Below are 24,004 nucleotides of genomic sequence, written 5' to 3'. Positions count from 1 at the left end.
CTCGGCCATGGTGTCGGAGGGCGGCGCCGACCGGGTAGGGTGGGGCGTCGTGGAGAAGCTTCAACTGTTGCCCGCCGTCGACGTCCAGAACGGCCAGGCCGTTCAACTGGTGCAGGGCATTGCCGGCACCCAGAAGGAGTTCGGCGACCCGCTCAAGGCCGCCCTGCGCTGGCAGGAGGGTGGCGCCGAGTGGCTCCACCTCGTGGACCTCGACGCCGCATTCGGGCGCGGCAACAACGGCGCGCTGCTGCGCGAGATCGTGGGACGACTCGACCTCCAGGTGGAGATGTCGGGCGGCATCCGCGACGACGAGTCGCTGGAGCGGGCGCTTGCCACTGGCTGCCGGCGCGTCAACATCGGCACAGCCGCCCTGGAGAACCCCGAGTGGTGCGAGCGCATCCTCTCCGAGCACGGCGACCGCATCGCCATCGGGATCGACGTGCGCGGCGAGAACCTCGCGGCCCGCGGCTGGACCACCGAGGGTGGCCCGTGGCACGAGGTCGTCGACAGGCTCACCGCCGCAGGCTGCGAGCGCTTCGTGGTGACTGACGTCAACGCGGACGGCATGCTGACCGGCCCCAACGTGGACCTCCTCCTCGAGGTGGCGCAGCGCAGCGGACAGAAGGTCATCGCCTCCGGCGGCATCGCCACGCTCGACGACCTGCGGGCGCTGCGCCGCCACGTCGACCAGGGCGTCGAGGGCGCCATCGTCGGGACCGCGTTGTACGTTGGCCGGTTCACGATCGAGGAGGCGCTCGCCGTCGCAGAGGGCGCCATCGATGGCTAGGCCGCCCGCCAGCACCTTCGGTGCCGTCGACCCGACCCACGGGCACGTCCCGCCGCTCCTGACCGGGCGGATCAAGGACCTCCTCGCAGGCAAGAAGATCGCGATGACCGGCGTGACCGGCTTCATCGGCGAGCAGTTGCTCTGGAAGGTGCTCACCGAGTGCCCCGACACCACCACGGCCGTCCTCGTGCGACGCAAGGGCTCGGTCACGGCCGAGCAACGCGTCGTGGCCATGCTGAAGAAGAAGATCTTCAAGGACCTCGCGGACGCGGCCGGCGGCCCGGCGGAGCTGATGGCCGCCCGTGTCCAGGTCATCGAGGGTGACCTGCCGAAGGTGCCTGACCTTCCGCGCGACATCGACGTCCTCGTGCACTGCGCCGGCGACGTCTCCTTCGACCCGCCCATCGACCAGGCCTTCATGACCAACGTCGTGGGCACCAAGGCCCTGCTGACGAAGCTGCGTGAGTCGTGCTCCGACGAGGACGGCACCCTGGTGCGCGTACCGCACTACGTGCACGTGTCGACGGCGTACACCGCCGGCCGGCGCAGGGGCGCGATCCCCGAGGCTGCGCACGTCCACAGCATCGACTACGAGGCCGAGACGGCGGCGGCGCTGGCCATGGCGGAACACATCGAGGCCCGCTCCCGCAGCGCAGAGCAGCTCACCGTCCTGCGCAAGCAGGCGGAGGCGCTGCACCGCCAGGCTGGCTACCTCACCACGTCCGAGGACACGGAGCGTCGCCGCCTCGAATGGGTCAAGAAGGAACTGGTCCAGGCCGGTACCGAGCGCGCCCGCTCACTCGGCTGGACCGACGTGTACACGTTCGCCAAGGCCCTCGGCGAGAGGGTGGTCGCCGACCTGACGCACGACATGCAGGTGTCGATCTTCCGCCCCGCCATCGTCGAGTCCTCGCTCCAGTACCCCCATCCGGGCTGGATCGAGGGCTTCAAGATGGCGGACCCGATCATCCTGGCCTACGGCCGCGGACAGCTGCCGGAGTTCCCGGCCTCACCTGACGCCGTCATCGACATCATCCCGTGCGACTACATCGTCAACGGGCTCGTCGCCGTCTGCGCCACGCAGCCCGCCGTCGGGGAGGTGGAGTACTACCACGGCTCGTCCGGCGCCAGGAACCCCCTGACGTTCCGCGGCATCTACGAGCACGTGCGCAACTACTTCAGCCAGCACCCGTACACCTCGGGCCAGGGCTCGACCCCGCTGGCGACCTGGAACTTCCCGGGCGCCGAACCCATCGAGAAGCTGATGTGGGCGGCGGAGAAGGGCGTCAAGGTCGGCAACAAGCTGCTGAGCTTCGCGCCCCGCGGCAAGCGCACCCGGGCCATCGCCACCAGCTTCGACAAGACGTCCAAGACGCTCGAGTTCCTCGGCAAGTACCTGACCCTCTACGGCGAGTACCTCCAGTCCGAGCTGCACTTCGTCGACGACAACACACTGGCGCTGCACAACTCGCTGCACCCCAAGGACAAGGAGCGCTTCGGCTTCGACTCGGCGGCCTTCGACTGGAAGCACTACATGGAGGAGGTGCACATCCCGGCCATCACGGATCCGGTGCGCCGCCTCGAGGCCGTGCGCAAGCGCCGGCAGGCCAGGGCCGCCACGTTCAAGGACCTGAAGCCGGCAGAGCCTGGCACGGTGCTCGCGGCGTTCGACCTCGACGGCACCGTCATGGCCACCAACGTCGTCGAGACCTACCTGTGGGCACGGCTCCCAGAGCTCAGCCCGCTGCGTCGGATGGGGGAGATGGCCAGCATCGCGGCGCGGTTGCCGCTGTACCTCGGCGCTGAACGCCGAGACCGCGGCGTCTTCCTGCGCTCCATCTACCGGCGGTACGCCGGCGCCGACCTCGAGGCGCTCGAGGCCTACGTCGACGAGAAGCTTGCGCCGCTCATCCTGGACCGGATGTCGCCCGACGCCATCCGCCGCATCCGGGAGCACCGCGACGCCGGGCACACCACGATCCTGATGACCGGCGCGGTCCGTCCGCTGACCAGGCCGTTCGAGGGCCTGTTCGACACCATCGTCGCCGCGGAGCTGGCCACCGACGAGGACGGCCGCTGCACGGGCTTCCTGAGCGGGCCGCCGATGGTCGGCGAATCCCGCTCGGCCTGGCTCAACCACTATGCCAAGCTGCACGACATCGACCTGGGCGCCAGCTATGGGTACGCCGACAGCCACGTCGACCTCCCCATGCTCAGCACCGTGGGCAACCCCGTGGCGGTCAGCCCAGACATCGGCCTCATGCGAGCGGCCAAGTCGAGGGGTTGGTCGATCGTCGAATGGCCGGAGATGTCTCCGCTGCCCCGCTGGAAGATGTCGTGAACGAAAGGACCCACTGATGGCCCGTCCCGGATTCGTACTGGAAGTCGACGAGAAGACCCCGCCGATCATGGCGCCGGCCGGCGCGGAGCTGCGCCTCGAGCGACTCGGCATCGGCACCCGCGCGGTCTACCCGGCTGATGCAGTCGCCTCCAGCGACCCCACCGCGCTGATCGACTCCGCACTCACCGCGCCGCTGGACTCCTACTCGCTGGCCTCGCGCCTGCAGCAGGACACCAAGCTCACCGTCGTGGTCTCCGACCCCGAGCTGCCGCTGCCCAGGCCGCAGTTCGACCCGCGCCGCACGCTGGTCGAGCGGGTGCTCGAGGCCGCGGCCCGCGCCGGTGTCGACGACGTCGAGCTGGTCGTGGCCAACGGGCTCCGGCAGCGCTGGTCGCCGGCCCAGATCACCGCCGTGCTCGGCGACCGCGTGGCCAGCAGCTTCCTGCCCGACGGCCTCGTGACCAGCCATGACGTCACCGCGGACGACCTCGTCACCATCGGCGAGGCCGGCGGTGGCCCGGTCAGGCTGAACCGTCGCGTGGCTGAGTCCGACGTGGTGGTCGTGGTCGGCCTCGCCACCGGCATCACCTCGGCCTGCCCGCTGTCGGAGGGCCTCACGGACCTCGCCACGATCAACCGGATGGCCGGTGCGCACGCCACCGACGAGGCCCGCACCGCCGTCGAGGACCTCGTGCAGGAGAGGGTCGACGCCTTCGCGCTCGTCGCCGTCCTCGGCCAGCCCCTGCTGAGCGCCGGCATGCGCTTCGTGTCGAAGCGCGAGTGGGAGTGGAACCTAGGCGACAAGGCCGCCTACGCCGGCGTCCGCCAGGTGATCGGCGCCATGCCGCGCAACGGCGCCTCGCTGGTCCACAGCCGCATGTCTGCCGACTACGCCATCATCGACGTCGTGGCCGGCGCGCCCGCGGCGGTGCGTCGCGACGCCGCCCTCGTGTGGCAGGCCGGCAACTCCGTCGAGCTGCAGGGCGCAGCCGACGTGCTCGTCGTGCCCGTGTGGGGGGCAGCCACGGAGGAGGGCCCGATCGGCTCGCCGCTCGACGCCGCCCACCACGCACTCGTGACGGCGGCCGGCTCGCACCTCGGCAACCCCTACGTCCGCGACGGCGGCGTGCTGGTGGCGTTCCACCCGCTGCCCAACAAGTTCTCCAACCGTCGCCAGTCCGCCGCAGCCGACTTCTTCGCGAAGGTGCTGCCGGCCAGCACCGACCCGGGCGAGATCGCCGCCGAGCACGAGCCGCGCGCGCTGCAGGACGAGTGGTACCTCGACCTGTACCGCAAGCAGTTCGCCCACCACCCGTTGCGCACCTTCCACCAGTGGTACCGCATCGCCTCGGCCGCCGAGCGGTTCTCGGACGTGATCTGGGTGGGCGGGGACCGCCGCAGCGCCGCGCTCCTCGGCCATCGCGCGGCCAGCACCTATGCGGACGCGCTCGAGATCGCCTCGGATGCGGTCGGCAGGCAGCCGGGCATCACGTTCCTGCGCGGCCCCGGCCTCGCGCTGGGTGACGTGCGATGAGCCGTGCCCTGCCGTCCTGGGCCCAGCCGCGGCGCTCGAAGGCCAGGCCCCGGCTGACCCTGCTGGCGGACGCGGCGCGGCTGCTGAAGACCCTGCCCACCCGCCGCCCCACCGGGGCCCCGCCCCAGGAACGCACCGGCCTCGAACTCGCCGGCCGCATGCAGCTGCCGCAGGGCCACCTGAGGCTCAGCCTCCTGTCGCTGCGCTTCGACATCGAGTTCGTCGGCCTCGACACCCTCAACGGGCTGCGCCAGCCCCTGGTGTTCGCAGCCAATGAGCAGGGCGTGCTCGACTACCAGGTCCTGCGCATGGCGCTGCCCTCGCGGCTGCGGCCCACCAACGTCGGGCTGTCGCGCGCGCTGGTGCGCGGCCACAACGTGGTCGCGTTCACCGACGAACCACGGCACGGCCGCCTCGTCGGGGACTTCTCGACGGTGGCGGCGGAGCTCGCCAACCAGCACAACGTCGCGATCGTCCCGGTGGGCCTGGCGGGCACGTTCAAGCTCAAGGACATCCTGAAGCTGCCGTTGACCACCAAGCCGAAGGTGTCCATCCGCTTCGGAACGCCCATCTACGTGCGCGGCCGCTCGCTCGCCGAGGCCACGGCCGAGTTGCAGGACCGCGTCGAGCAGCTCGTGCACGAAGGCGACCTCAGCTGGTGGACCGTCGAGCGGCGGCGCCAGGGCCACGGTGAACTCGCCGCGCCCACGCCCACCCCGCGGTGGCGCCGACTCTGGGACCAGACCGCCCCGAAGCCGGAAGACCGGAATCGAATCTGGCGCTGAGATGACTGCCAACGACGCCTACGTCGAGCCGCACCTCACCTGGCGACTCCTCGGGCCGGGGGACGTCCAGGAGGTTGACGAGTTCCGGCAGCAGCTCGACGCACTCGACGACTCCGTGCTCTCGGGCGTGGCGGCGTCGATCACGCATTCGGGCCTGCACGTCGTCGAGGGGATGGCGGTCGGCGGCTGGGATGCGTACGCATCGCTGTCCGCTTTCGGGATCAGCTACGTGGCCGAGACCGACCCGCCGCGGGTCTACCTCATGGGTGGCGTGCACCCGGTGCACCGGCACCAGAACATCGGCACCGCGCTGTTTCGGTGGCAGTTCCGTCGTGCCGTCGAGTGGCGCGACGAGCACCGGCCCGGTCAGCCGCTCTGGGTGGGTTGCTACGCCGAGCTCACCCGCCCCGGGTCGGAGAAGGTGCCCCGGAACTTCGGCTTCGTGCCGGAGCGCTACTACTACGACCTGCAACGTGACCTCCAGCGCCCCGTGCGCCACTTCGAGGTCGACGGCATCACGTTCGCGCCGCTCGACGACGCCCGTGAGGAGGAGGTGCGCGTACTGCACAACCAGTGCTTCGCGCCGCTCGGTGGCTCCGACGTCACCAAGGTCGACTGGCGGCACCGGCTCGACGAGGCGACCTTCCGCTACGACTGGTCGTTCGTCGCACTCGACGGTGGGCGCGTCGTCGGCTACGCCATGAGCGGCGTGGACGAGGGTGGCGGCGAGGTCGATGAGGGCGGCGCCCAGGCCAGGTTGGGTGGTTGGACGGAACGCTTCGGCGTCCACCCGGAGTACCGGGGGCGTGGCATCTCGCTGGCGCTGATGTCGCACTGCCTCACCGCCATGCGGGCTTCCGGGTGCACCGAGGCGGGCATCGGCGTCGACACCATCGACGGCGAGGGCATCAAGCGGTTCGCCGCAGACCTGGGCTATGCGACACGCGATGCGGTGGCGCTCATGTCCACGGTCGTGGGGTGAGTGGGTCACTGTAAGCTGCACAGAGCACAGATTTTCCGAACATAGAGAGAGTGGGGCCGATGTCAGGGCATTCCAAGTGGGCGACGACCAAGCACAAGAAGGCGGTCATCGACGCCAAGCGGGGCAAGCTCTTCGCCAAGCTGGTCAAGGGCATCGAAGTGGCCGCCCGGCTCGGCGGCGGCGACCCCTCAGGCAACCCGGCGCTGGAACTGGCCATCCAGAAGGCGAAGAAGTCCTCCGTCCCCAATGACAACATCGACCGGGCCGTCAAGCGCGGCTCCGGGGCAGAATCCGGTGGCGCCGACTACGAGACGATCATGTACGAGGCCTACGGCTCGGCCGGCGTCGCGCTCCTCATCGAGTGCCTCACCGACAACCGCAACCGCTCGGCGTCGGAGGTGCGCGTCGCGGTCACCCGCAACGGCGGCACGATGGCCGACATCGGCTCCGTGCAGCGCGGCTTCTCCCGCATGGGCGTCATCGACGTGCCCAAGTCGCAGGGCGGCAGGGACGTCTCGGAGGACGAGGTCCTCGAGGCCGCGCTCGACGCCGGCGTCGAGGAGGTCGTCGAGGACGGCGACAACTGGGAGGTGCGCTGCGACCCCAACGACCTCGACGAGGTGCGCAAGGCCGTCGAGGGGGCGGGCATCGACTGGGAGGTCGCCGAGGTCCAGTTCGTGGCATCCTTCGAGACCCCCGTCGACGACGTGGAGGTCGCCAACCGCGTCTTCCGCATCATCGACGCGCTGGAGGACTGCGACGACGTGCAGAACGTCTACTCCAACCTGGACCTGACGCCCGAGGTGGCCGCGCAGCTCGAAGAAGAGGAGTGACCGTACGGGCATGCGAGTCATCGGCATCGACCCCGGCCTGACCCGCTGCGGCATCGGCATCGTCGACGGCACCGTCGGCAAGCCACCGCGGCTGGTCGCCGTCGGCGTCGTGCGGACGCCCGCAGCCCTCGACGTCGCACGGCGCCTCGTCGCGCTCGAGGAGGGCCTGGTCGGCTGGTTCGACGAGTACCAGCCGGAGGCCGTAGCCATCGAGCGGGTGTTCGCGCAGCACAACCTCAACTCCGTCATGGACACCGCGCAGGCCGCCGGGGTCGCCGCACTGACCGCAGCGCGCCGGGGCCTGCCGGTGGCCTTCCACACGCCTTCGGAGGTCAAGGCCGCGGTGACCGGCTCCGGTTCTGCCGACAAGGCGCAGGTGACCCTCATGGTCACCCGGATCCTCAAGCTCACGGAGGCACCCAGACCGGCCGACGCGGCGGACGCGTTGGCCATCGCCGTGACCCACGTGTGGCGTGGGTCAGGCACCAATCGTTACGCCGCGGCCGTCGCGGCAGCCAAGGGGAAGCGATGATCGCCCAACTCACCGGCACCGTGCTCACCGCAGGTGCCACCGACTGCGTGCTCGACGTCGGCGGCGTCGGCTACCTGGTCAACATCACCCCGTCGACCGCCGCCGCGTTGCGGCCCGGCGAGACCACCACGCTGCACACGTCGCTCGTCGTCCGCGAGGACTCGATGACGCTGTTCGGCTTCGGCGAGGCGGGGGAGCGGCACGCCTTCGTCGTGGCGCAGAGCGCCTCCGGCGTCGGCCCGAAGCTCGCGCTGGCGATCGTCTCCGTGCTCACGCCGGCCGAGTTGCGGCGCGCCGTGCAGACCGAGGACATCCGGCGCCTCACCTCGGTGCCCGGCATCGGCACCAAGGGCGCGCAGAAGATCATCATCGAACTGAGGGACAAGGTCGTCGCGCTCGGCCTGGACGAGGCGGAGACCGCCCGGCCCAGTGCCGCATCCGAAGGTGCCGACGAGCAGTGGCGCCTCCAGGTCAGCGAGGGCCTGCAGTCACTGGGCTGGTCGGCGCGCGACGCCGAGGCCGCCTGCGACAACGTGGCCCACCTCGTCGACGAGGATCCGGCCATGCCCATCGGCAAGCTGCTGCGCGCCGCCCTCAACTCGTTGGCGAGGCGCTAGTGGAACACGCAGAGACCGACCCGTACGCCCAGGTCGAGGAGCGCGACTACGAGGCCGCCCTGCGCCCGAAGACGCTGGCCGAGTTCGACGGCCAACCCCGGGTACGCGAGCAGCTGGCACTCGTGCTGGACGCCGCGCGCCACCGCGGCACCACCCCTGACCACGTGCTGCTCTCGGGCCCGCCCGGGTTGGGCAAGACCACGCTGGCGATGATCATCGCCGAGGAGATGGGGGTGGGGCTGCGCATCTCGTCGGGCCCCGCCATCCAGCACGCGGGCGACCTCGCCGCCATCCTCTCGGGCCTCGACGAGGGCGAGGTGCTGTTCCTCGACGAGATCCACCGCCTCTCGCGGCCGGCCGAGGAGATGCTCTACCTGGCCATGGAGGACTTCCGGGTGGACGTGATCGTGGGCAAGGGCCCCGGCGCCACGGCCATCCCGATCGAGCTGCCGCCGTTCACGCTGGTGGGCGCCACCACCCGAGCCGGCATGCTGCCCGGGCCGCTGCGCGACCGCTTCGGCTTCACGGCCCAGCTCGACTTCTACGACCCGGCGGACCTCTCGGGCATCGTGGCCAACTCGGCAGGCAAGCTCGGCGTGTCGATCCACCCCGACGCCACCGACGAGATCGCCAGGCGCTCGCGCGGCACGCCGCGCATCGCGAACCGGCTGCTGCGCCGTGTGCGGGACTTCGCCCAGGTCAAGGGACACCCGCAGGCGCACCGCGCAGTGGCCCGCGCGGCCCTCGAGCTGTACGAGGTCGACGAACGTGGCCTCGACCGGCTCGACCGCGCAGTCCTCGGCGCGCTGTGCAACCTGTTCGACGGCGGCCCGGTCGGCCTGTCCACCCTCGCGCTGAGCGTGGGGGAGGAGATCGAGACGGTCTCCGAGGTGGCCGAGCCGTTCCTCATCCGCGAGGGGCTGCTCGTCCGCACGCCACGCGGCCGGGTGGCGACCCGCGCCGGCTATGCCCACATGGGGCTTCGCCCGCCTGCGCAGAACCCCGCACTGTTCGACTGACCATTTGACGGCACCGGTACCTCAGGTGCTGACTTTTTCCCGGCCTCCGCTATTCTGAGCGACGGCCCACCTACCTCGACGGAGATGTCCATGCCACCAGGATTTGAACTGCCGATCATGATCATCGCGATGGTCGCGTTGTTCTACTTCATGATCATCCGCCCGCAGCGCAAGCGCATGCAGCAGCACCAGGAGATGCAGCAGCAGCTCCAGCCGGGCACGCGGGTGCTGCTGACCTCCGGCATGTTCGGCACCGTCGTGCACGTCGGCGAGCGGCAGCTCATCGTCGAGCTGGCCCCCGGCACCGAGATCACCGTCCTCAAGGGGAACGTGGCCCGCCAGGCCAACCCCGACGAGGAGGAGTTCGAGTTCGACGACGCCCCGGCCGACACCCTGAGCACCGAGGCCGTCATCCCCGACGAGGAACTCGGTGACGTCTACGGCACCGATGGCCTGGCCGACAACGAACCGTCCGCCCCTGGGACGGACCCGAACCGCACCGAGGATCCCAAGTAACCGTGGCTACGCAAGCTAAGAGGTCGCGACCAGGAGTCGTCCTCATCGTCTTCCTGCTCATCCTGGCAGGACTCTTCACCATCATGGCGGCCACGCGGACGTGGGGCCCCAAGCTCGGCCTGGACCTCCAGGGTGGCCAGACCATCACGCTGACGGCGACCAACAAGACCGTCTCGCTCGAATCCCTCGAGCTGGCGCGCGACATCATCCGCCAGCGCGTCGACGGCCTCGGCGTCGGCGAGGCGAGCGTCGCCGTCCAGGGCGAGCGCCACATCGTCGTCTCGGCCCCCAACGTCTCGCGCGACGACCTCGTCGACCTCGTCGGCGCCACCGCTCAGCTGGCGTTCCGCCGCATCCTGCAGGTGGGCGTCGGCACCGGCCCCGCGTCGGACCCGGCGGGCGAGGACGGCACGGCGCTGCCCGGCCTGCCCGTCGCCCCGACGCCGGAGGCTGAGGACGGCGAGGACCCGCAGCAGCTGGGCACCGCCGAGGCCATCGGCTACCAGCCCACCTCGGAGGACCTGTCGTACTTCGAGTCGTTCGCCTGTGGCGACGACACGCACGACGACCCCACCCGCGTGCTGGCCGCCTGTGACGCCACCGGCTCGCAGAAGTACCTCCTGGGCCCGACGGTCATCCGCGGGCAGGAGCTGTCCACCGCATCCTTCGGCGTCCCGCAGGGTGAACTGCAGTACGCCGTCACGCTGACGTTCAACGGCACCGGCACCCAGCAGATGTCCGAGCTGACCGGCGCCCTCGTTGGGCAGCCGGAGCCCAACAACATGTTCGCGATCGTGCTCGACGGCGTGGTCGAATCCGCCGCCACCGCGCAGGACCGCATCCTCAACGGGGAAGCGATCATCCGCGGCGGTTTCACGGCCGAGTCGTCGGCCGCGCTGGCCAACGTGCTGAAGTTCGGCGCGCTGCCGCTGAGCTTCGAGCCGTCCCAGGTGGAGACGGTCTCCGCCACGCTCGGCGGCGAGCAGCTGCGCGTCGGCATCATCGCCGGCCTCATCGGCCTGATCTTCGTGGCGCTCTACGCGTTCATCTACTACCGCGCGATGGGCATCGTCGTGGTGGCCTCGGTCCTCGTCGCGGGTCTGGCCACCTATGCCATGATGGTGCTGCTCGGCACCACCATGGGTGTGGCGCTGAACCTGCCCGGCATCGCCGGCGCCATCGTCGGCATCGTCATGACGGCAGACTCGTTCGTCATCTACTTCGAGCGGATCCGAGACGAGATCAGAGAGGGCAAGTCCCTCAAGTCCGCGCTCCTGTCCGGCTGGACGAAGGCGCGCGGCACCATCGTGATCTCCGACGCGGTGCAGTTGCTCTCTGCCGTCGTGCTGTTCATCCTGGCCGTCGGTAGCGTCAAGGGCTTCGCGTTCATGCTGGGCCTGACCACCATCCTCGACCTGCTCGTGGTGTTCTTCTTCACCAAGCCCATGGTCGAGTTGCTCGGACGCACCAAGTTCTTCGGTCAGGGCCACAAGCTCTCCGGCCTCAACGCCGAACACATGGGCGTCTCCCGGGATTCGCTGTTGGGCCGCCGTTTCCGTCGTGCGACCGCCACCCCGACGACCACCCCGCAGGAGGCCTGATGTCCACCACGGATACCAAGAAGCAGAGCTTCGCCAACCGCCTCTACACCGGGCAGATCTCCTACGACTTCATCAAGCACCGCCGGATGTGGTTCATCATCTCCGCGGTCATCATCGGCCTGAGCATCCTGGTGGTGCTCCTGCGTGGCCTCACGCTCGGCATCGAGTTCCAGGGCGGCACGGACTTCCAGGTCCCGATGGAGGTCACGGAGACCACGGTCGACGACGTGCGCGGCCACCTGGATGAGTTCTCCGTCGAAGACCTCAACCCGCAGGTCTTCTCGCTCGGCGGCGAGCAGATCCGCATCCAGACCCGCTCGCTCAGCTCCGATGAACTCGCCACCACGCGCGGCGAGATCGCCCAGATCGCCGGCGTGGCGCCCGAGGACGTCACGTCCAACGTCATCGGCGGGTCGTGGGGCAAGGAGATCTCGCGTCAGGGCATCATCGCGCTGGTCGTGTTCACCGTGCTGGTGATGCTGCTGATCGCCGTCTACTTCCGAGACTGGAAGATGTCGGTGGCGGCCATCGTCGCGGTGTTCCACGATCTCGTCGTCACGGTCGGCGTCTATGCCCTCGTCGGCTTCACCGTCACGCCGTCGACGGTCATCGGTGTGCTGACCATCCTGGGCTACTCGCTCTACGACACCGTCGTTGTCTTCGACAAGATCCGCGAGAACACCAGGGGCCTCGAAGAGACCAACCACACGTTCTCCGAGATGGCCAGCCTGGCCACCAACCAGGTCATCGTCCGTTCGCTGAACACCACCTTCATCGGCGTCATGCCTGTGTTGGCGCTGTTCATCGCCGGCTCGTTCCTCCAGAGCGGTCCCCTGGCGGATCTGGGTCTGGCGCTGCTGGTCGGCATGATCGCCGGCGCCTACTCGTCGCTGTTCATCGCCTCGCCGTTGCTGATGTGGCTGCGTGAGCGTGAGCCTGCCATGGTGGAGCACCGGGAGCGCATCGAGCGCCGCCGGGCCCGCTCCGAGGCCAAGGCCGCCCACCGCCAGCAGCTGCACGAGGGCGAGCTGGCCACCGCAGGCGTCGCCGCGGGTGACGCCAGCCCGGTTTCCCCGGTCACGCCGGGCGAGCGCCGAGTGCGCCGCACGTCCAGCACCAGGGCGGAACGGAGGAAGGGCAAGTGACCACGGGCGAGTCGGCGGCCCGCCGAGCGTTGGTCGCCGAACTGATCCGGGACGTCCCGGACTTCCCGAAGCCCGGCGTGGTGTTCAAGGACATCACCCCGCTGCTGGCCTCGGCGCAGGGCTTCCGGGCCGCGGTGACGGAGCTGGTGGCCACGGCACCCGAGCGCATCGACGTCGTGGTGGGCATGGAGGCCCGGGGCTTCGTGTTCGCGGCCCCCGTGGCCCTCGAGCTCGGCGCCGGGTTCGTGCCCGTCCGCAAGCCCGGCAAGCTGCCCGGTGAGGTGATCAGCCACTCCTTCGAGCTGGAGTACGGCTTCGAGACGCTTACCATGCACCGTGACGCCATCCGGCCCGGGGCGCGCGTCCTGGTGGTCGACGACGTGCTCGCCACCGGCGGCACGGTCGGCGCCACGGCCGCGCTCCTGAAGGAGATGGGGGCAGAGCTGGTGCACGTCTCCGTCGTCATGGAGCTGGGCTTCCTGGGCGGGCATGCGCGCCTCGCCGAGCTGGGCATCGACAACTGCACCGCGTTGGTGACAGTCTGAGCCATGGCCAAACTGCAGCCCGGCGGCCGGGGCGGGGTGTTGTCGCTGGTCAGCCTGCCCCGGATCGCCTCTTCCCCCTTCAAGGAGCTGGCCCGCCGTGGGGTGCTCGCGCTCCTGCTGCTGTTGGTCTCCACCAGCCTGGTGTGGCTGGACCGTGACGCCTACGTCGACAACACGACGCAGGACGGCGTCAGCCTGGTCGACGCCCTGTACTACTCGACGGTCACCATCACCACCACGGGCTATGGCGACATCACGCCGATGGCTCCGCACGCCCGCATGATCAACGCGCTCGTCGTCACGCCGTTGCGCATCGGGTTCCTGGTGTTGTTGGTCGGCACCACCATCGAGGTGCTCGCCAACGAGGGCAGCCGCAGCATCAAGGACAACCTCTGGAGGAGAAGGATGCGCAACCACGTCGTCGTCATCGGCTACGGCACCAAGGGCCGCAGCGCCGTCAACACCCTCCGTCGCCAGGGGGAGCAGCCCGACAGGATCGTCGTCATCGACAGCTCGGCGGCCGCCGTCAACGAGGCCAACCTCGACGGCCTGGCGGCGTTCCAGGGTGACGCCACCAGGCGCACGCTGCTGCGGCGGGCCGAGGTCGCGAAGGCGCGGCAGGTGATCATCTCCCTCGACCGCGACGACGCAGCCATCCTGACCACGCTCAACGTGCGCCAGCTCAACCCCACCGCCGGCGTCATCGTGTCGGTGCGGGAGCAGGACAACGTGATGCTGGTGCGCCAGTCGGGTGCATCGTCCGTCGTGACGAGTTCGGAGACGGTCGGGCGTCTGCTGGGCCTGTCGGCGATCGGCCCCGAGCTCGGCACGATCATGCAGGACATGCTCACCGGCGCCGAGGGACTCGAGGTGCACCAGCGCCTCGCGGAGCCCGACGAGGTGGGCAAGCCGCCGTCGTCGGTGCTGGGTGAGCGCGTGATCGGCCTCATCCGCAACGGTACGCTGCGGCGGTTCTACGACCAGACCGCCACGCGGGTTGAGACCGGCGATGAACTGATCGTCGTGCGGCGCGCCGCTCCGCCCGCGTCGAGGGACTTGCTGCGCGCTGCCGAGGACGAGTCCTGATCGAACGACGGTCTCGACCATCCAGCGGCCGCACTACACTTGGCCAGCATGACGGATGAGCCCCTCGGTGGAACCTCCCGGTTGGTGACCGGGCCGGAACAACCGCGCCTCCGCATGCGGCACCGGCTGGCGCGGCTGGGCGCCGTGCGGCCCAAGTCGGCCATCCTGGACCCGCTCAACCGCATCGTCAGGTCCAACCACCCCCGAGCCGATCTCGCGCTCATCGAACGTGCCTACCGCGTCGCGGAGCACTATCACGAGGGGCAGACCCGCAAGTCGGGTGACCCGTACATCACGCACCCGCTCGCCGTGGCCACCATCCTGGCCGAGCTCGGGATGACGGAACCGGTGTTGGTCGCAGCGCTGCTGCACGACACCGTCGAGGACACCGACTATTCGCTGGAACAGCTGCGCGTGGAGTTCGGCGACGAGGTCGCCCACATGGTCGACGGCGTGACCAAGCTTGACAAGCTGACCTACGGCGAGTCCGCCAAGGCCGAGACCATCCGCAAGATGATCATGGCCACCAGCGAGGAGGTCCGCGTCCTCGTCATCAAGCTGGCGGACCGCCTGCACAACATGCGCACCCTCGGCTACCTGCGCCCCGACAAGCGCGTGCGCATCGCCACCGAGACGCTCAACATCTTCGCCCCGCTGGCCCACCGCCTGGGCATGAACACCATCAAGTGGGAACTCGAGGACCTGTCGTTCGCCACGATCGAGCCGAAGGTCTACGCCGAGATCGTCGACATGGTGGCCCAGCAGGCGCCGGGCCGCGAGCGGTACCTGCGCGAGCTCATCGCCCAGTTCCAGAAGCTGCTGGCAGAGGCCAAGATCGAGGCCACGGTCTACGGCCGCCCGAAGCACTACTACTCCATCTACCAGAAGATGATGGTGCGCGGCCGCGACTTCAAGGACATCTACGACCTCATCGGCCTGCGCGTGCTCGTGGGCGACATCAAGGACTGCTACGCGGTGCTCGGCGTGGCGCACGCGGGCTGGAAGCCCATCCCCGGCCGGTTCAAGGACTACATCGCCGGTCCGAAGTTCAACATGTACCAGTCGCTGCACACCACCGTGCTGGGGGCCAACAACGAACCGGTCGAGTTCCAGATCCGCACGCACGAGATGCACCGCAGGGCCGAGTACGGTGTCGCCGCCCACTGGAAGTACAAGGCCGACCTGCGCGAGGGCGTGACCCCGGAGGAGGCGGGCCTGCGGGCCATGCACCAGCTGGGCGTCATGAGCAAGGAGACGGAGGACCCCAGCGAGTTCCTCGACTCCGTGCTGTTCGAGATCAACGCCGACGAGATCTACGTCTTCACGCCCAAGGGCGAGGTCGTGGCGCTCCCCGTGGGCGCGACCCCCGTCGACTTCGCGTTCTCGGTGCACACCGAGGTGGGCTACCGCACGATCGGCGCCCGGGTCAACGGCCGCCTCGTCGCGCTCAGCACGCCGCTGCAGCAGGGCGACAAGGTCGAGATCCTCACCTCCAAGGCAGAGGGCGCCGGGCCCAGCCGCGACTGGCTGGGCTTCGTCGTCTCCTCCAGGGCGCGCCAGAAGATCCGCCAGCACTTCTCCCGCGAGCGCCGCGACGTGGCCCTGGAACAGGGCAAGGAGACGCTCGCCAAGGACCTGCGCCGCGCGGGCGTGCCGCTGCAGCGACTCCTGACATTGGAGAACCTGACCGCGGTGGCCAACTCGCTCGGCCACAAGGACGTCCCCAGCCTCTACATCGCGCTCGGTGAGGGGCACATCGGCCCGCAGGGCGTCGTCGAGAAGCTCGTCCAGCTGCACGGGGGCGAGGACGAGACGGTCGACACCGTCACCGAGGACGTGGTGGTCAAGCAGCACCGCCGGCCCATCACAGACGGGGCGCACATCCTCGTCGACGGCGACGACTCCGTCACCGCCAAGTTCGCCAAGTGCTGCTACCCGCTGCCGGGCGACGACATCGTGGGCTTCGTCACCAAGAGCGACGGCGTCTCGGTGCACCGCCGCGACTGCAGCAACGTGCCGTCGCTGATGAAGGAACCGGAGCGAATCGTGCCGGTGGCCTGGTCGGGCAGTCAGGAGGGGGCCGCGTTCAGCGTCACCATCCAGATCGAGGGCATCGACCGCGCCCGCCTGCTCTCGGACGTCTCCTCGGTGCTGTCAGACCAGCACATCGACATCCTCGCGGTGAGCATCAACACCAACAAGCAGCGCCAGTTCACAGGCAAGATGACGTTCGAATCCGCGGACCCCACGCACCTGCAGCACGTGATGAACCTCATCCGCCGCGTGCCGGGCGTCTACGACGTCTTCCGAGTGGCCGGCTGAGCACCTGACGACACAGGAGCGGGCGCACCGAGGTGGTGCGCCCGCTCCTGCCGTGTCCAGTGACTACTTGGTGAAGTCCGCCAGGGTCTCCCGGGCCTGCTCCAGCCAGCTGGCGTACGTCTCGATGGACTTGCGGGCGTCCTTGGCGTTCTTCGCGTCGCCCTTCGCCTCGGCGGCGGCGAGGTCCTGCTCGAGCTTGGCGATCTGGTCCTCGAACATCTTCACCGTGCTCTCAGCGCGCTCGCGGGCCTCGGGATCGGTCCGGCGCCACTCCTCGGCCTCCAGCTCGGCAACCTTGTCGCCGATGGCGCGCACCCGGTTGTCCAGGTCGCGCATCGCGTTGCGCGGCACGTGGCCCAGTTCGTTGAACTGGGCCAGGAAGTCCCGGTGGATGCCCTTGGCCGCGTCGACGTCGGTGACGCCCTCCAGGTCCTTCTCGACCTTCTCCACGAGCGCCTGCTTGGCGGCCAGGTTCTCCGACTGCTCGCCGTCGACCGCGTCCTGGGCGGCGGTGCGGGCGTTGAAGAACTCGTCCTGGATGCCACGGAAGCGGGCCCACAGCTTGTCGTCGTCTGCGCGGCGGGCGCTGCCCGCAGCCTTCCAGCGCACCATCAGGTCGCGGAACGCGGCGGACGTGGCGCCCCAGTCGGTCGACGAGGCCAGCGGCTCCGCCTCGGCGATGATGGCCTCCTTGGCCGACTTCGCCTCGTCACGGCGGGTGTTCAACTCGGCGAAGTGCGACTTGCGGCGGCGGGTGTACTGCGTGCGGGCCGACGAGAACCGGTGCCACAGCTCGTTGTCCGTGGCGCGGTCGATGCGGGGGAGCGCCTTCCACTCGTCCAGCAGCGTGCGGAAGCGGTCGACGCCACCGCGCCAGTCGTTGCCTGCGGCGAGCTTCTCGGCCTCCTCGACCATGGCCTCCTTGGCGGCGACGGTGGCGGCGTTCTGCTCGGCGCGCGCAGCCTTGCGGGCCTCGATCTGCGCCGGGAGCACCTCGCCCAGGGCCTCGAGTCGGGCGGTCAGCGCGGGCAGGTCGCCGACGGCGTTGGCCTCGGCGACGTTGGCCTTCGCCGTCTCGATGGCGGTGCGCGCCTCCTCAGGCGACATCGCCTGCGCCTTCACGCGCGACTCGAGCAGGGTCACCTCCGCCGCCAGGTTCTCGTAGCGGCGGACGTAGAACGCCATGGCCTCTTCGGGGGTGGAATCGGGGATCTGCCCGACACTTCGCTCTGTGTCACCCGTGATGACGTAGACCGTGCCGTCTGCATCGACGCGGCCGAAGTCTGCGGGCGCTTGCGGTTCGCTCATGGTGCACAATCTAGCGGCAGAGCGTGGGATGTGCTCGTCAAGCCCATCGGTGTGTGCCGTCGGCTGGCAAATTGTTATGTTGCGGCACCGCGCGCGGGCCGCGCGGATGCCGGTACTGCGGCGCCAGCGGTACCATGGCCGCGATGCGTGAGTCGCTGCGGCGCATCTCCCGCCCGTCCCGCAGCCCGGAATCGTGTAGAGGTACCGCCACCTTGTCCCGCCCCAAGCCGCTCAGCGGTTTCCCCGAGTTCCTGCCCGCCGGTCGCTTCGTGGAGAACCGCGTCCTCGACGTCGTGCGCACCACGTTCGAGCTGCACGGCTTCGCGCCGATCGAGACGCGCGCCCTCGAGCCGCTGGACCAGCTCGCGCGCAAGGGCGAGATCGACAAGGAGATCTACGTCGTTCGGCGGCTGCATGCCGAGGCGGGGGACGCCGACGAGCTGGGCCTGCACTTCGACCTCACGGTGCCGTTCGCCCGCTACGTCCTCGAGAACTCCGGGCACCTCGTGTTCCCGTTCCGCCGCTACCAGGTCCAGAAGGTGTGGCGCGGCGAGCGCCCGCAGGAGGGTCGTTACCGCGAGTTCACGCAGGCGGACATCGACATCGTCGGCCAGGGCGACCTCGCGGCCCACCACGACGTCGAGATCCCGCTGGTGGCCCTCGACGTGTTCGAGAAGCTGCACAAGGACCTCGGCCTGCCGCCGGTCCAGCTCCACGTCAACAACCGCAAGCTCTCGGAGGGCTTCTACCGCGGCCTCGGCGTCGAGGACACCGCGGCCGTGCTGCAGCGCGTCGACAAGTACGACAAGATCGGTCCCGATGCCGTCGTCGAACTCCTCACCGAGGACCTCTCGCTCAGCCAGACACAGGCCCGGGCGTGCGTGTCGCTGGCCGGCATCTCCGCCACCGACGAGTCGTTCGTCGACGCCGTGCGCGCCCTCGGCGTGGGCTCTGACCTGCTCGACACCGGCCTCGAGGAACTCGCCGCCCTCATCCGCGTCGCCCGCCGGTCCGTGCCGGACCGCGTGGTCGCCGACCTCAAGATCGCCCGCGGCCTGGACTACTACACCGGCACCGTCTACGAGACCGTGCTGGTCGGCTCGGAGAAGCTGGGCTCGGTCGCCTCCGGCGGCCGCTACGACTCGCTCGCCAGCGACGGGAAGACCACCTTCCCCGGCGTCGGCTACTCCTTCGGCATCACCCGCATCCTCGCGCCGCTCATCGGGCAGAAGAAGCTCGTCGCGTCACGTTCGGTGCCCAGCGCCGTGCTGGTGGCGGTCGACAACGAGGAGAGCCGGGAACAGGCCATCGCCGTCGCCGCCCAGCTGCGGGGCCGGGGGATCGCCGTCGAGGTGGCGCCGAAGGCCGACAAGTTCGGCAAGCAGATCCGCTACGCCGAGCGTCGCGGCATCCCGTACGTGTGGTTCGGGGCCGGCCACGACGACTCGGTCAAGGACATCCGCAGTGGTGACCAGGTGCCCGCCTCGCCGCAGGAGTGGATGCCGCCCGCCGAGGACCTGCACGTCACCGTCGGCCCGGCCGACTGACCGACGTGTCTCGCATCGGGATCATCGGCGCCGGAAAGCTCGGCACCGCGCTGGCGAGGCTCGCGCTCGACGCCGGCCACGAGGTACGCATCTCGGGCTCGCCCCGACAGGCGATGATCGAGCTCGTCATCGGCACCGTGCTCCCCGGCGCGCAGCTGCTGCCGGAGGCCGACGTGATCGCGCAGTCCGACGTCGTCATCCTCGCCATCCCGTTCGGCAAGGCACACTCCGTCGACTTCGACGCCCTGGCCGGCAAGGTCGTCGTCGACGCAATGAACGCATGGGAGGCCGCAGGCGGCCACCTCGACGAGGACCACGACGGCACCACGTCGTCGCTGGTCAAGCTCCGCAACCCTGAGATGCGGCTGGTGAAGTCGCTCAACCACCTGGGCTACCTCGATCTCACCGCCGACGCACGGGAGGCGGGACACCCGCTGCGCCGCGCCATCGGCGTCGTCTCCGACGACGAGGAGGCCCGCCGCGTGGTGGCCCGGCTCGTCGACTCGATGGGCTTCGAACCCGTCGAGGGGCCCCGCTCGGCGTCCCGGTGCCTGGAGCCCGGCTCGCCGATCTTCGGCCGCCCCGTGTCGGCCGAGGAACTGCGCGAGGCCCTCGGGCTCTGATTGTTGCCCCGCGCGTCCCCCTCCATATGATTGCTGGACGAGCTGCACCGTCTATGCAGCCGAAGATAGGAAAAACTGAAGTGATTCGCACCTTTGAGGCCGGCACGCTGCGTGCCGCGCACGTGGGCCAGGAAGTCGTTCTCGCCGGATGGGTGGCCAAGCGCCGCGACCACGGCGGCGTGGCGTTCATCGACCTGAGGGATGCGTCGGGCATCTGCCAGATCGTCGTGCGCGACGAGTACCTCGAATCCGCCGGCATCCACGACCTTCGCAACGAGTACTGCATCAAGGTCACCGGCGTGGTCGACAAGCGCGAGGACGGCAACGTCAACCCGAACCTCCCCACCGGTGAGGTCGAGGTCGCGATCCGCGAACTCGAGGTGCTCAACCCCGCCGCGCCGCTGCCGTTCCAGATCGACGAGCGCACCACCGTCGGTGAGGACGTGCGCCTCAAGCACCGCTACCTGGACCTGCGCCGCCCGCGTCAGCACGAGGCCATGGTGCTGCGCTCCAACGTGACGCACACCATCCGTGAGGTGCTCGCCAAGCGGAACTTCTACGACATCGAGACCCCCACGCTGACGCGCTCGACGCCGGAGGGCGCCCGCGACTTCATCGTCCCCGCCCGCCTCCACCCCGGCAAGTGGTACGCCCTGCCGCAGAGCCCCCAGTTGTTCAAGCAGTTGCTCATGGTCGGTGGCATGGAGCGCTACTACCAGATCGCGCGCTGCTACCGCGACGAGGACTTCCGCGCCGACCGCCAGCCGGAGTTCACGCAGCTCGACATCGAGATGAGCTTCGTGGACCAGGACGACGTCATCGCGCTGGCCGAAGAGGTCATGGCCGCCTGCTGGCGCCTCATCGGCGTCGAGATGGAGCTGCCGTTGCCGCGCATGTCGTGGCACGACGCGATGGACAACTACGGCTCCGACAAGCCGGACCTCCGCTTCGACCTCAAGATCCGCGAGCTCACCGAGTTCTTCAAGGACACCCAGTTCCGCGTCTTCCAGAACGAATACGTCGGTGGCGTGGTCATGCCCGGTGGCGCATCGCTCCCGCGTCGCCAGTTCGACGCCTGGCAGGAGTGGGCCAAGCAGCGCGGCGCCCGTGGGTTGGCCTACATCACCATTGGTGAGGACGGCGAGCTCGGTGGCCCGGTCGCCAAGAACCTCTCCGACCAGGAGCGTGACGGGATCGCCGCAGCCATGGACGCCACGCCGGGTGACGCGATCTTCTTCGCCGCCGGCAAGCGCGAGCAGTCCCAGGAGCTGCTGGGCGCCGCCCGCCTCGAGATCGGCCGCCGCACCGGCCTGATCGATGAGGACGCCTGGAGCTTCCTCTGGGTCGTCGACGCCCCGATGTTCAAGTCGACGGCGGACGCCGAGGCGGCCGGTGACGTCGCCGTCGGTGCCGGCAAGTGGACGGCGGTGCACCACGCGTTCACCTCGCCCACGCCCGAGTGCCTCGACACGTTCGACACCGACCCCGGCTCGGCGCTCAGCTACGGCTACGACTTCGTGTGCAACGGCAACGAGGTGGGCGGCGGTTCCATCCGTATCCACCGCCGCGACGTGCAGGAGCGGGTGTTCCGGGTCATGGGCATCGGTCAGGAGGAGGCCCAGGAGAAGTTCGGCTTCCTGCTCGACGCGTTCAGCTTCGGCGCCCCGCCGCACGGCGGCATCGCGTTCGGCCTGGACCGCCTCGTGATGCTGCTGGGCGGCTTCGACACCATCCGCGACGTCATCGCCTTCCCCAAGAGCGGTGGCGGTTTCGACCCGCTGACCGAGGCCCCGGCCCCGATCGACCCGAAGCAGCGCAAGGAGGCCGGCGTCGACTTCGTGCCGCCGAAGGAGGAAGAAGGGGCCGCGACCGGCTCCTGAGCCCCGCATGAGCTACGACCTGTTCGGCAACCCGGACCCGACGCCGTCCCAACGCGGCGGGTCGCTGAGCGGCGCCTCCAACCCGGAGGCGCCGCTCGCGGTGCGTCTGCGGCCCCGCAACCTCGATGAGATCGTCGGGCAGCAGCACCTCCTGAAGGCGGGCTCCCCGCTGAGGAGGCTGGCCGACGGGCAGCCCATGTCGGTGTTCCTCTGGGGGCCGCCCGGCGTCGGCAAGACGACGATCGCCTCGGTGGTGTCGCAGGCCACCAACCGGCGCTTCGTCGAACTCTCGGCGGTCACGGCCGGCGTGAAGGAGGTCCGCGCGGAACTCGACGAGGCCCGCCGCGAACTGGCCCGCGGCTGCGGCACCGTCCTGTTCGTCGACGAGGTGCACCGCTTCTCGAAGGCCCAGCAGGACGTCCTGCTGCCCGCCGTCGAGAACCGCCTGGTGACGCTCATCGCGGCCACGACGGAGAACCCCAGCTTCTCGGTCATCTCGCCGCTGCTGTCGCGCTCCCTGCTGCTGCGGCTGCAGCCGCTGACCAACGACGACCTGTCGGTGCTCCTCGACCGGGCACTCACCGACGAACGGGGCGTCGCCCGCAGCACCGGAGAGCTGTTCGAACTCGCCGACGACGCCCGCGACCTGATCCTGCGGCTGGCCGGGGGAGACGCACGCCGCGCGCTGACCTACCTCGAGGAGTCCGCCGCCGCGGCCGACGCGAAGGGCGAGGGCGTCATCACGCTCGCCTCGGTCGAGTCGTCCGCGGACCGGGCGGCCGTTCGCTACGACAAGGACGGCGACCAGCACTACGACGTCATCTCGGCCTTCATCAAGTCCATCCGCGGCTCCGACGTGGATGCGGCGCTGCACTACCTGGCCCGCATGCTGGAGGCGGGGGAGGACCCTCGCTTCATCGCCCGCCGCCTGATGATCTCGGCCAGCGAGGACATCGGCATGGCCGCCAGCGGCGTCCTGCAGACGTGCGTGGCCGCAGCCCAGGCCGTGCAGCTGCTGGGCATGCCGGAGGCGCGCATCACGTTGGCCCACGCCACCGTCGCAGCCGCCACCGCGCCGAAGTCGAATGCGGCCTACCTGGCCATCAACGCGGCCATCGCCGACGTGCGCTCCGGCAAGGGCGGGCTGGTGCCGCCGCACCTGCGCGACGCCCACTACGCGGGCGCCGAGAAGCTCGGCCACGGCAAGGGGTACAAGTACGCCCACGACTACCCGCACGGCGTGGCCCCCCAGGTCTACCTGCCCGACGACCTGGTGGGCACCGAGTACTACCGGCCCACGGGCCACGGCCAGGAGGCGGCCATCGCCGAGCGCCTCGCTGCGCTGCGCGCACTGCTGGGCGAGGGATGAGCGTCGGCTAGAGTTACGCCCATGACGCTCATGACTGTTGGAGAGATCGCCGGGCTGATCGCCGCGATCGCAGCTTGCGTATTCGTGGCGCTGGCCGCGGTGCCGCTGCTGAAGGCCGGGCGCGCCCTCGACGAGGTGCGCCTCGCCGTCCGCGACATCGGCCACAACTCCGTGCCGGTGCTCCAGGAGCTCAAGGGTGCCGTCGCCACCACGAACACCGAACTGGTCAAGCTCGGGGCCGTGACGGAGGACGCGGCCAAGGTCACGGGCCACGCCACGGTCGTGAGTGAGAACGCGGCCCAGCTCTCGACGCTGTTCGCCGCCACGCTCGGCGGGCCGCTGGTCAAGACCGCCGCCTTCACCTACGGCGTGCGCAAGGCCCTCAGGGGGCGGAAGAAGTGAGCCGCTTCTTCTGGCTGCTCGTCGGGGCGGCCCTCACCGTCTTCCTGATGCTCAAGGGCAGGGAGCTGCTCCACAAGCTGACCCCGCGCGGGGTCGCGGAGCAGGTCGAGAGGAAGGGTCATGAGGCCGCTGCCGGCTTCGGCACCTTCATGGCCACCTTCCGCAGCGCCATGGCCGAACGCGAGGCCGAACTGCGCAGCGAACTCGACCTCTCCGAATCCACCAACTGA

22 protein-coding genes are annotated in these 24,004 nt (G+C 69.7%); 21 read left to right on the top strand and 1 reads right to left on the bottom strand.

What is annotated here, in order from left to right:
* Window positions 1-7 precede the first annotated feature (7 nt).
* The 15 genes from priA to ABEA30_RS10980 all read left to right on the top strand — a co-directional run bounded on the left by priA (window position 8) and on the right by ABEA30_RS10980 (window position 16,645).
* Window positions 8-787, top strand: coding sequence for a bifunctional 1-(5-phosphoribosyl)-5-((5-phosphoribosylamino)methylideneamino)imidazole-4-carboxamide isomerase/phosphoribosylanthranilate isomerase PriA (gene priA / locus ABEA30_RS11050; protein ID WP_345582780.1), 780 nt, complete (start codon window positions 8-10; stop codon window positions 785-787).
* Window positions 780-3,128 carry an HAD-IB family hydrolase gene (locus ABEA30_RS11045; protein ID WP_345582778.1) on the top strand — a complete coding sequence of 783 codons (2,349 nt, stop codon included), beginning with the start codon at window positions 780-782 and terminating at the stop codon, window positions 3,126-3,128. The genes priA and ABEA30_RS11045 overlap by 8 nt, the downstream gene beginning before the upstream one ends.
* A gap of 16 nt (window positions 3,129-3,144) precedes the next feature.
* Complete coding sequence (locus tag ABEA30_RS11040) at window positions 3,145-4,662, top strand: lactate racemase domain-containing protein (protein WP_345582776.1); 1,518 nt, start codon at window positions 3,145-3,147, stop codon at window positions 4,660-4,662.
* Window positions 4,659-5,447, top strand: a complete 789-nt coding sequence (locus ABEA30_RS11035; RefSeq protein ID WP_345582774.1) for a hypothetical protein — start codon at window positions 4,659-4,661, stop codon at window positions 5,445-5,447. The genes ABEA30_RS11040 and ABEA30_RS11035 overlap by 4 nt, the downstream gene beginning before the upstream one ends.
* Before the next feature lies 1 nt (window position 5,448).
* A complete protein-coding gene (locus ABEA30_RS11030; protein WP_345582772.1) occupies window positions 5,449-6,429 on the top strand; it encodes a GNAT family N-acetyltransferase in 981 nt (326 codons plus the stop codon).
* A 59-nt stretch (window positions 6,430-6,488) separates the two neighbouring features.
* Window positions 6,489-7,262, top strand: coding sequence for a YebC/PmpR family DNA-binding transcriptional regulator (locus tag ABEA30_RS11025; protein ID WP_345582770.1), 774 nt, complete (start codon window positions 6,489-6,491; stop codon window positions 7,260-7,262).
* A 19-nt stretch (window positions 7,263-7,281) separates the two neighbouring features.
* Window positions 7,282-7,794, top strand: a complete 513-nt coding sequence (gene ruvC / locus ABEA30_RS11020; protein ID WP_345582805.1) for a crossover junction endodeoxyribonuclease RuvC — start codon at window positions 7,282-7,284, stop codon at window positions 7,792-7,794.
* On the top strand, window positions 7,791-8,411 hold the full coding sequence (ruvA, locus tag ABEA30_RS11015; protein WP_345582768.1) for a Holliday junction branch migration protein RuvA: 621 nt from the start codon (window positions 7,791-7,793) through the stop codon (window positions 8,409-8,411). The genes ruvC and ruvA overlap by 4 nt, the downstream gene beginning before the upstream one ends.
* Entirely contained in the window at window positions 8,411-9,430 is a 1,020-nt protein-coding gene (ruvB, locus tag ABEA30_RS11010; protein WP_345582766.1) for a Holliday junction branch migration DNA helicase RuvB, read from the top strand. Before ruvA ends, ruvB begins: the two co-directional genes overlap by 1 nt.
* A 90-nt stretch (window positions 9,431-9,520) precedes the next feature.
* Window positions 9,521-9,946, top strand: a complete 426-nt coding sequence (gene yajC, locus ABEA30_RS11005; protein WP_345582764.1) for a preprotein translocase subunit YajC — start codon at window positions 9,521-9,523, stop codon at window positions 9,944-9,946.
* Between the two features lie 2 nt (window positions 9,947-9,948).
* Window positions 9,949-11,547, top strand: a complete 1,599-nt coding sequence (gene secD, locus ABEA30_RS11000; RefSeq protein ID WP_345582762.1) for a protein translocase subunit SecD — start codon at window positions 9,949-9,951, stop codon at window positions 11,545-11,547.
* Window positions 11,547-12,692, top strand: a complete 1,146-nt coding sequence (gene secF / locus ABEA30_RS10995) for a protein translocase subunit SecF (protein ID WP_345582760.1) — start codon at window positions 11,547-11,549, stop codon at window positions 12,690-12,692. Before secD ends, secF begins: the two co-directional genes overlap by 1 nt.
* On the top strand, window positions 12,689-13,237 hold the full coding sequence (locus ABEA30_RS10990) for an adenine phosphoribosyltransferase (protein ID WP_345582758.1): 549 nt from the start codon (window positions 12,689-12,691) through the stop codon (window positions 13,235-13,237). Before secF ends, ABEA30_RS10990 begins: the two co-directional genes overlap by 4 nt.
* A gap of 3 nt (window positions 13,238-13,240) precedes the next feature.
* Window positions 13,241-14,323, top strand: coding sequence for a potassium channel family protein (locus ABEA30_RS10985; protein ID WP_345582756.1), 1,083 nt, complete (start codon window positions 13,241-13,243; stop codon window positions 14,321-14,323).
* Between the two features lie 48 nt (window positions 14,324-14,371).
* On the top strand, window positions 14,372-16,645 hold the full coding sequence (locus ABEA30_RS10980) for a RelA/SpoT family protein (protein WP_345582754.1): 2,274 nt from the start codon (window positions 14,372-14,374) through the stop codon (window positions 16,643-16,645).
* Between the two features lie 63 nt (window positions 16,646-16,708).
* Here the strand turns inward: ABEA30_RS10980 and ABEA30_RS10975 are convergent, their stop codons facing one another.
* Window positions 16,709-17,953, bottom strand: coding sequence for a DUF349 domain-containing protein (locus tag ABEA30_RS10975; RefSeq protein WP_345582752.1), 1,245 nt, complete (start codon window positions 17,951-17,953; stop codon window positions 16,709-16,711).
* Between the two features lie 212 nt (window positions 17,954-18,165).
* Between ABEA30_RS10975 and hisS the strand changes: the two genes are divergently transcribed.
* The 6 genes from hisS (at window position 18,166) to ABEA30_RS10945 (ending at window position 24,004) form a co-directional block, all read left to right on the top strand.
* A complete protein-coding gene (hisS, locus tag ABEA30_RS10970) occupies window positions 18,166-19,500 on the top strand; it encodes a histidine--tRNA ligase (RefSeq protein ID WP_345582803.1) in 1,335 nt (444 codons plus the stop codon).
* 5 nt (window positions 19,501-19,505) lie between these two features.
* Window positions 19,506-20,123 (top strand): NADPH-dependent F420 reductase, encoded by a 618-nt coding sequence (locus ABEA30_RS10965; RefSeq protein ID WP_345582750.1) that lies wholly within the window; start codon window positions 19,506-19,508, stop codon window positions 20,121-20,123.
* A gap of 80 nt (window positions 20,124-20,203) precedes the next feature.
* A complete protein-coding gene (aspS, locus tag ABEA30_RS10960; protein ID WP_345582748.1) occupies window positions 20,204-22,003 on the top strand; it encodes an aspartate--tRNA ligase in 1,800 nt (599 codons plus the stop codon).
* Window positions 22,004-22,010: 7 nt separating this feature from the next.
* A complete protein-coding gene (locus tag ABEA30_RS10955; protein ID WP_345582746.1) occupies window positions 22,011-23,372 on the top strand; it encodes a replication-associated recombination protein A in 1,362 nt (453 codons plus the stop codon).
* A 21-nt stretch (window positions 23,373-23,393) separates the two neighbouring features.
* Window positions 23,394-23,774, top strand: a complete 381-nt coding sequence (locus ABEA30_RS10950; RefSeq protein ID WP_345582744.1) for a DUF948 domain-containing protein — start codon at window positions 23,394-23,396, stop codon at window positions 23,772-23,774.
* The gene (locus ABEA30_RS10945) at window positions 23,771-24,004 is read left to right on the top strand and encodes a hypothetical protein (protein WP_345582742.1); all 234 of its coding nucleotides are present in this window, start codon (window positions 23,771-23,773) and stop codon (window positions 24,002-24,004) included. Before ABEA30_RS10950 ends, ABEA30_RS10945 begins: the two co-directional genes overlap by 4 nt.

The organism is Tessaracoccus lubricantis (assembly GCF_039544535.1).
GTDB lineage: Bacteria > Actinomycetota > Actinomycetes > Propionibacteriales > Propionibacteriaceae > Arachnia > Arachnia lubricantis.
This window is presented reverse-complemented; position numbering and strand designations above follow the sequence as displayed.

Excerpts from the sequence above, each read along its gene's own strand:
- ABEA30_RS11025 (WP_345582770.1), top strand. The coding sequence starts at position 6,489 with ATGTCAGGGCATTCCAAGTGGGCGACGACCAAGCACAAGAAGGCGGTC.
- ABEA30_RS11040 (WP_345582776.1), top strand. The coding sequence starts at position 3,145 with ATGGCCCGTCCCGGATTCGTACTGGAAGTCGACGAGAAGACCCCGCCG.
- secF (WP_345582760.1), top strand. The coding sequence starts at position 11,547 with ATGTCCACCACGGATACCAAGAAGCAGAGCTTCGCCAACCGCCTCTAC.
- ABEA30_RS11045 (WP_345582778.1), top strand. The coding sequence starts at position 780 with ATGGCTAGGCCGCCCGCCAGCACCTTCGGTGCCGTCGACCCGACCCAC.
- yajC (WP_345582764.1), top strand. The coding sequence starts at position 9,521 with ATGCCACCAGGATTTGAACTGCCGATCATGATCATCGCGATGGTCGCG.
- ABEA30_RS10980 (WP_345582754.1), top strand. The coding sequence starts at position 14,372 with ATGACGGATGAGCCCCTCGGTGGAACCTCCCGGTTGGTGACCGGGCCG.
- priA (WP_345582780.1), top strand. The coding sequence starts at position 8 with ATGGTGTCGGAGGGCGGCGCCGACCGGGTAGGGTGGGGCGTCGTGGAG.
- ABEA30_RS11035 (WP_345582774.1), top strand. The coding sequence starts at position 4,659 with ATGAGCCGTGCCCTGCCGTCCTGGGCCCAGCCGCGGCGCTCGAAGGCC.
- ABEA30_RS10985 (WP_345582756.1), top strand. The coding sequence starts at position 13,241 with ATGGCCAAACTGCAGCCCGGCGGCCGGGGCGGGGTGTTGTCGCTGGTC.
- ABEA30_RS10975 (WP_345582752.1), bottom strand. The coding sequence starts at position 17,953 with ATGAGCGAACCGCAAGCGCCCGCAGACTTCGGCCGCGTCGATGCAGAC.
- ABEA30_RS11030 (WP_345582772.1), top strand. The coding sequence starts at position 5,449 with ATGACTGCCAACGACGCCTACGTCGAGCCGCACCTCACCTGGCGACTC.
- ruvA (WP_345582768.1), top strand. The coding sequence starts at position 7,791 with ATGATCGCCCAACTCACCGGCACCGTGCTCACCGCAGGTGCCACCGAC.
- ABEA30_RS10950 (WP_345582744.1), top strand. The coding sequence starts at position 23,394 with ATGACGCTCATGACTGTTGGAGAGATCGCCGGGCTGATCGCCGCGATC.
- ABEA30_RS10955 (WP_345582746.1), top strand. The coding sequence starts at position 22,011 with ATGAGCTACGACCTGTTCGGCAACCCGGACCCGACGCCGTCCCAACGC.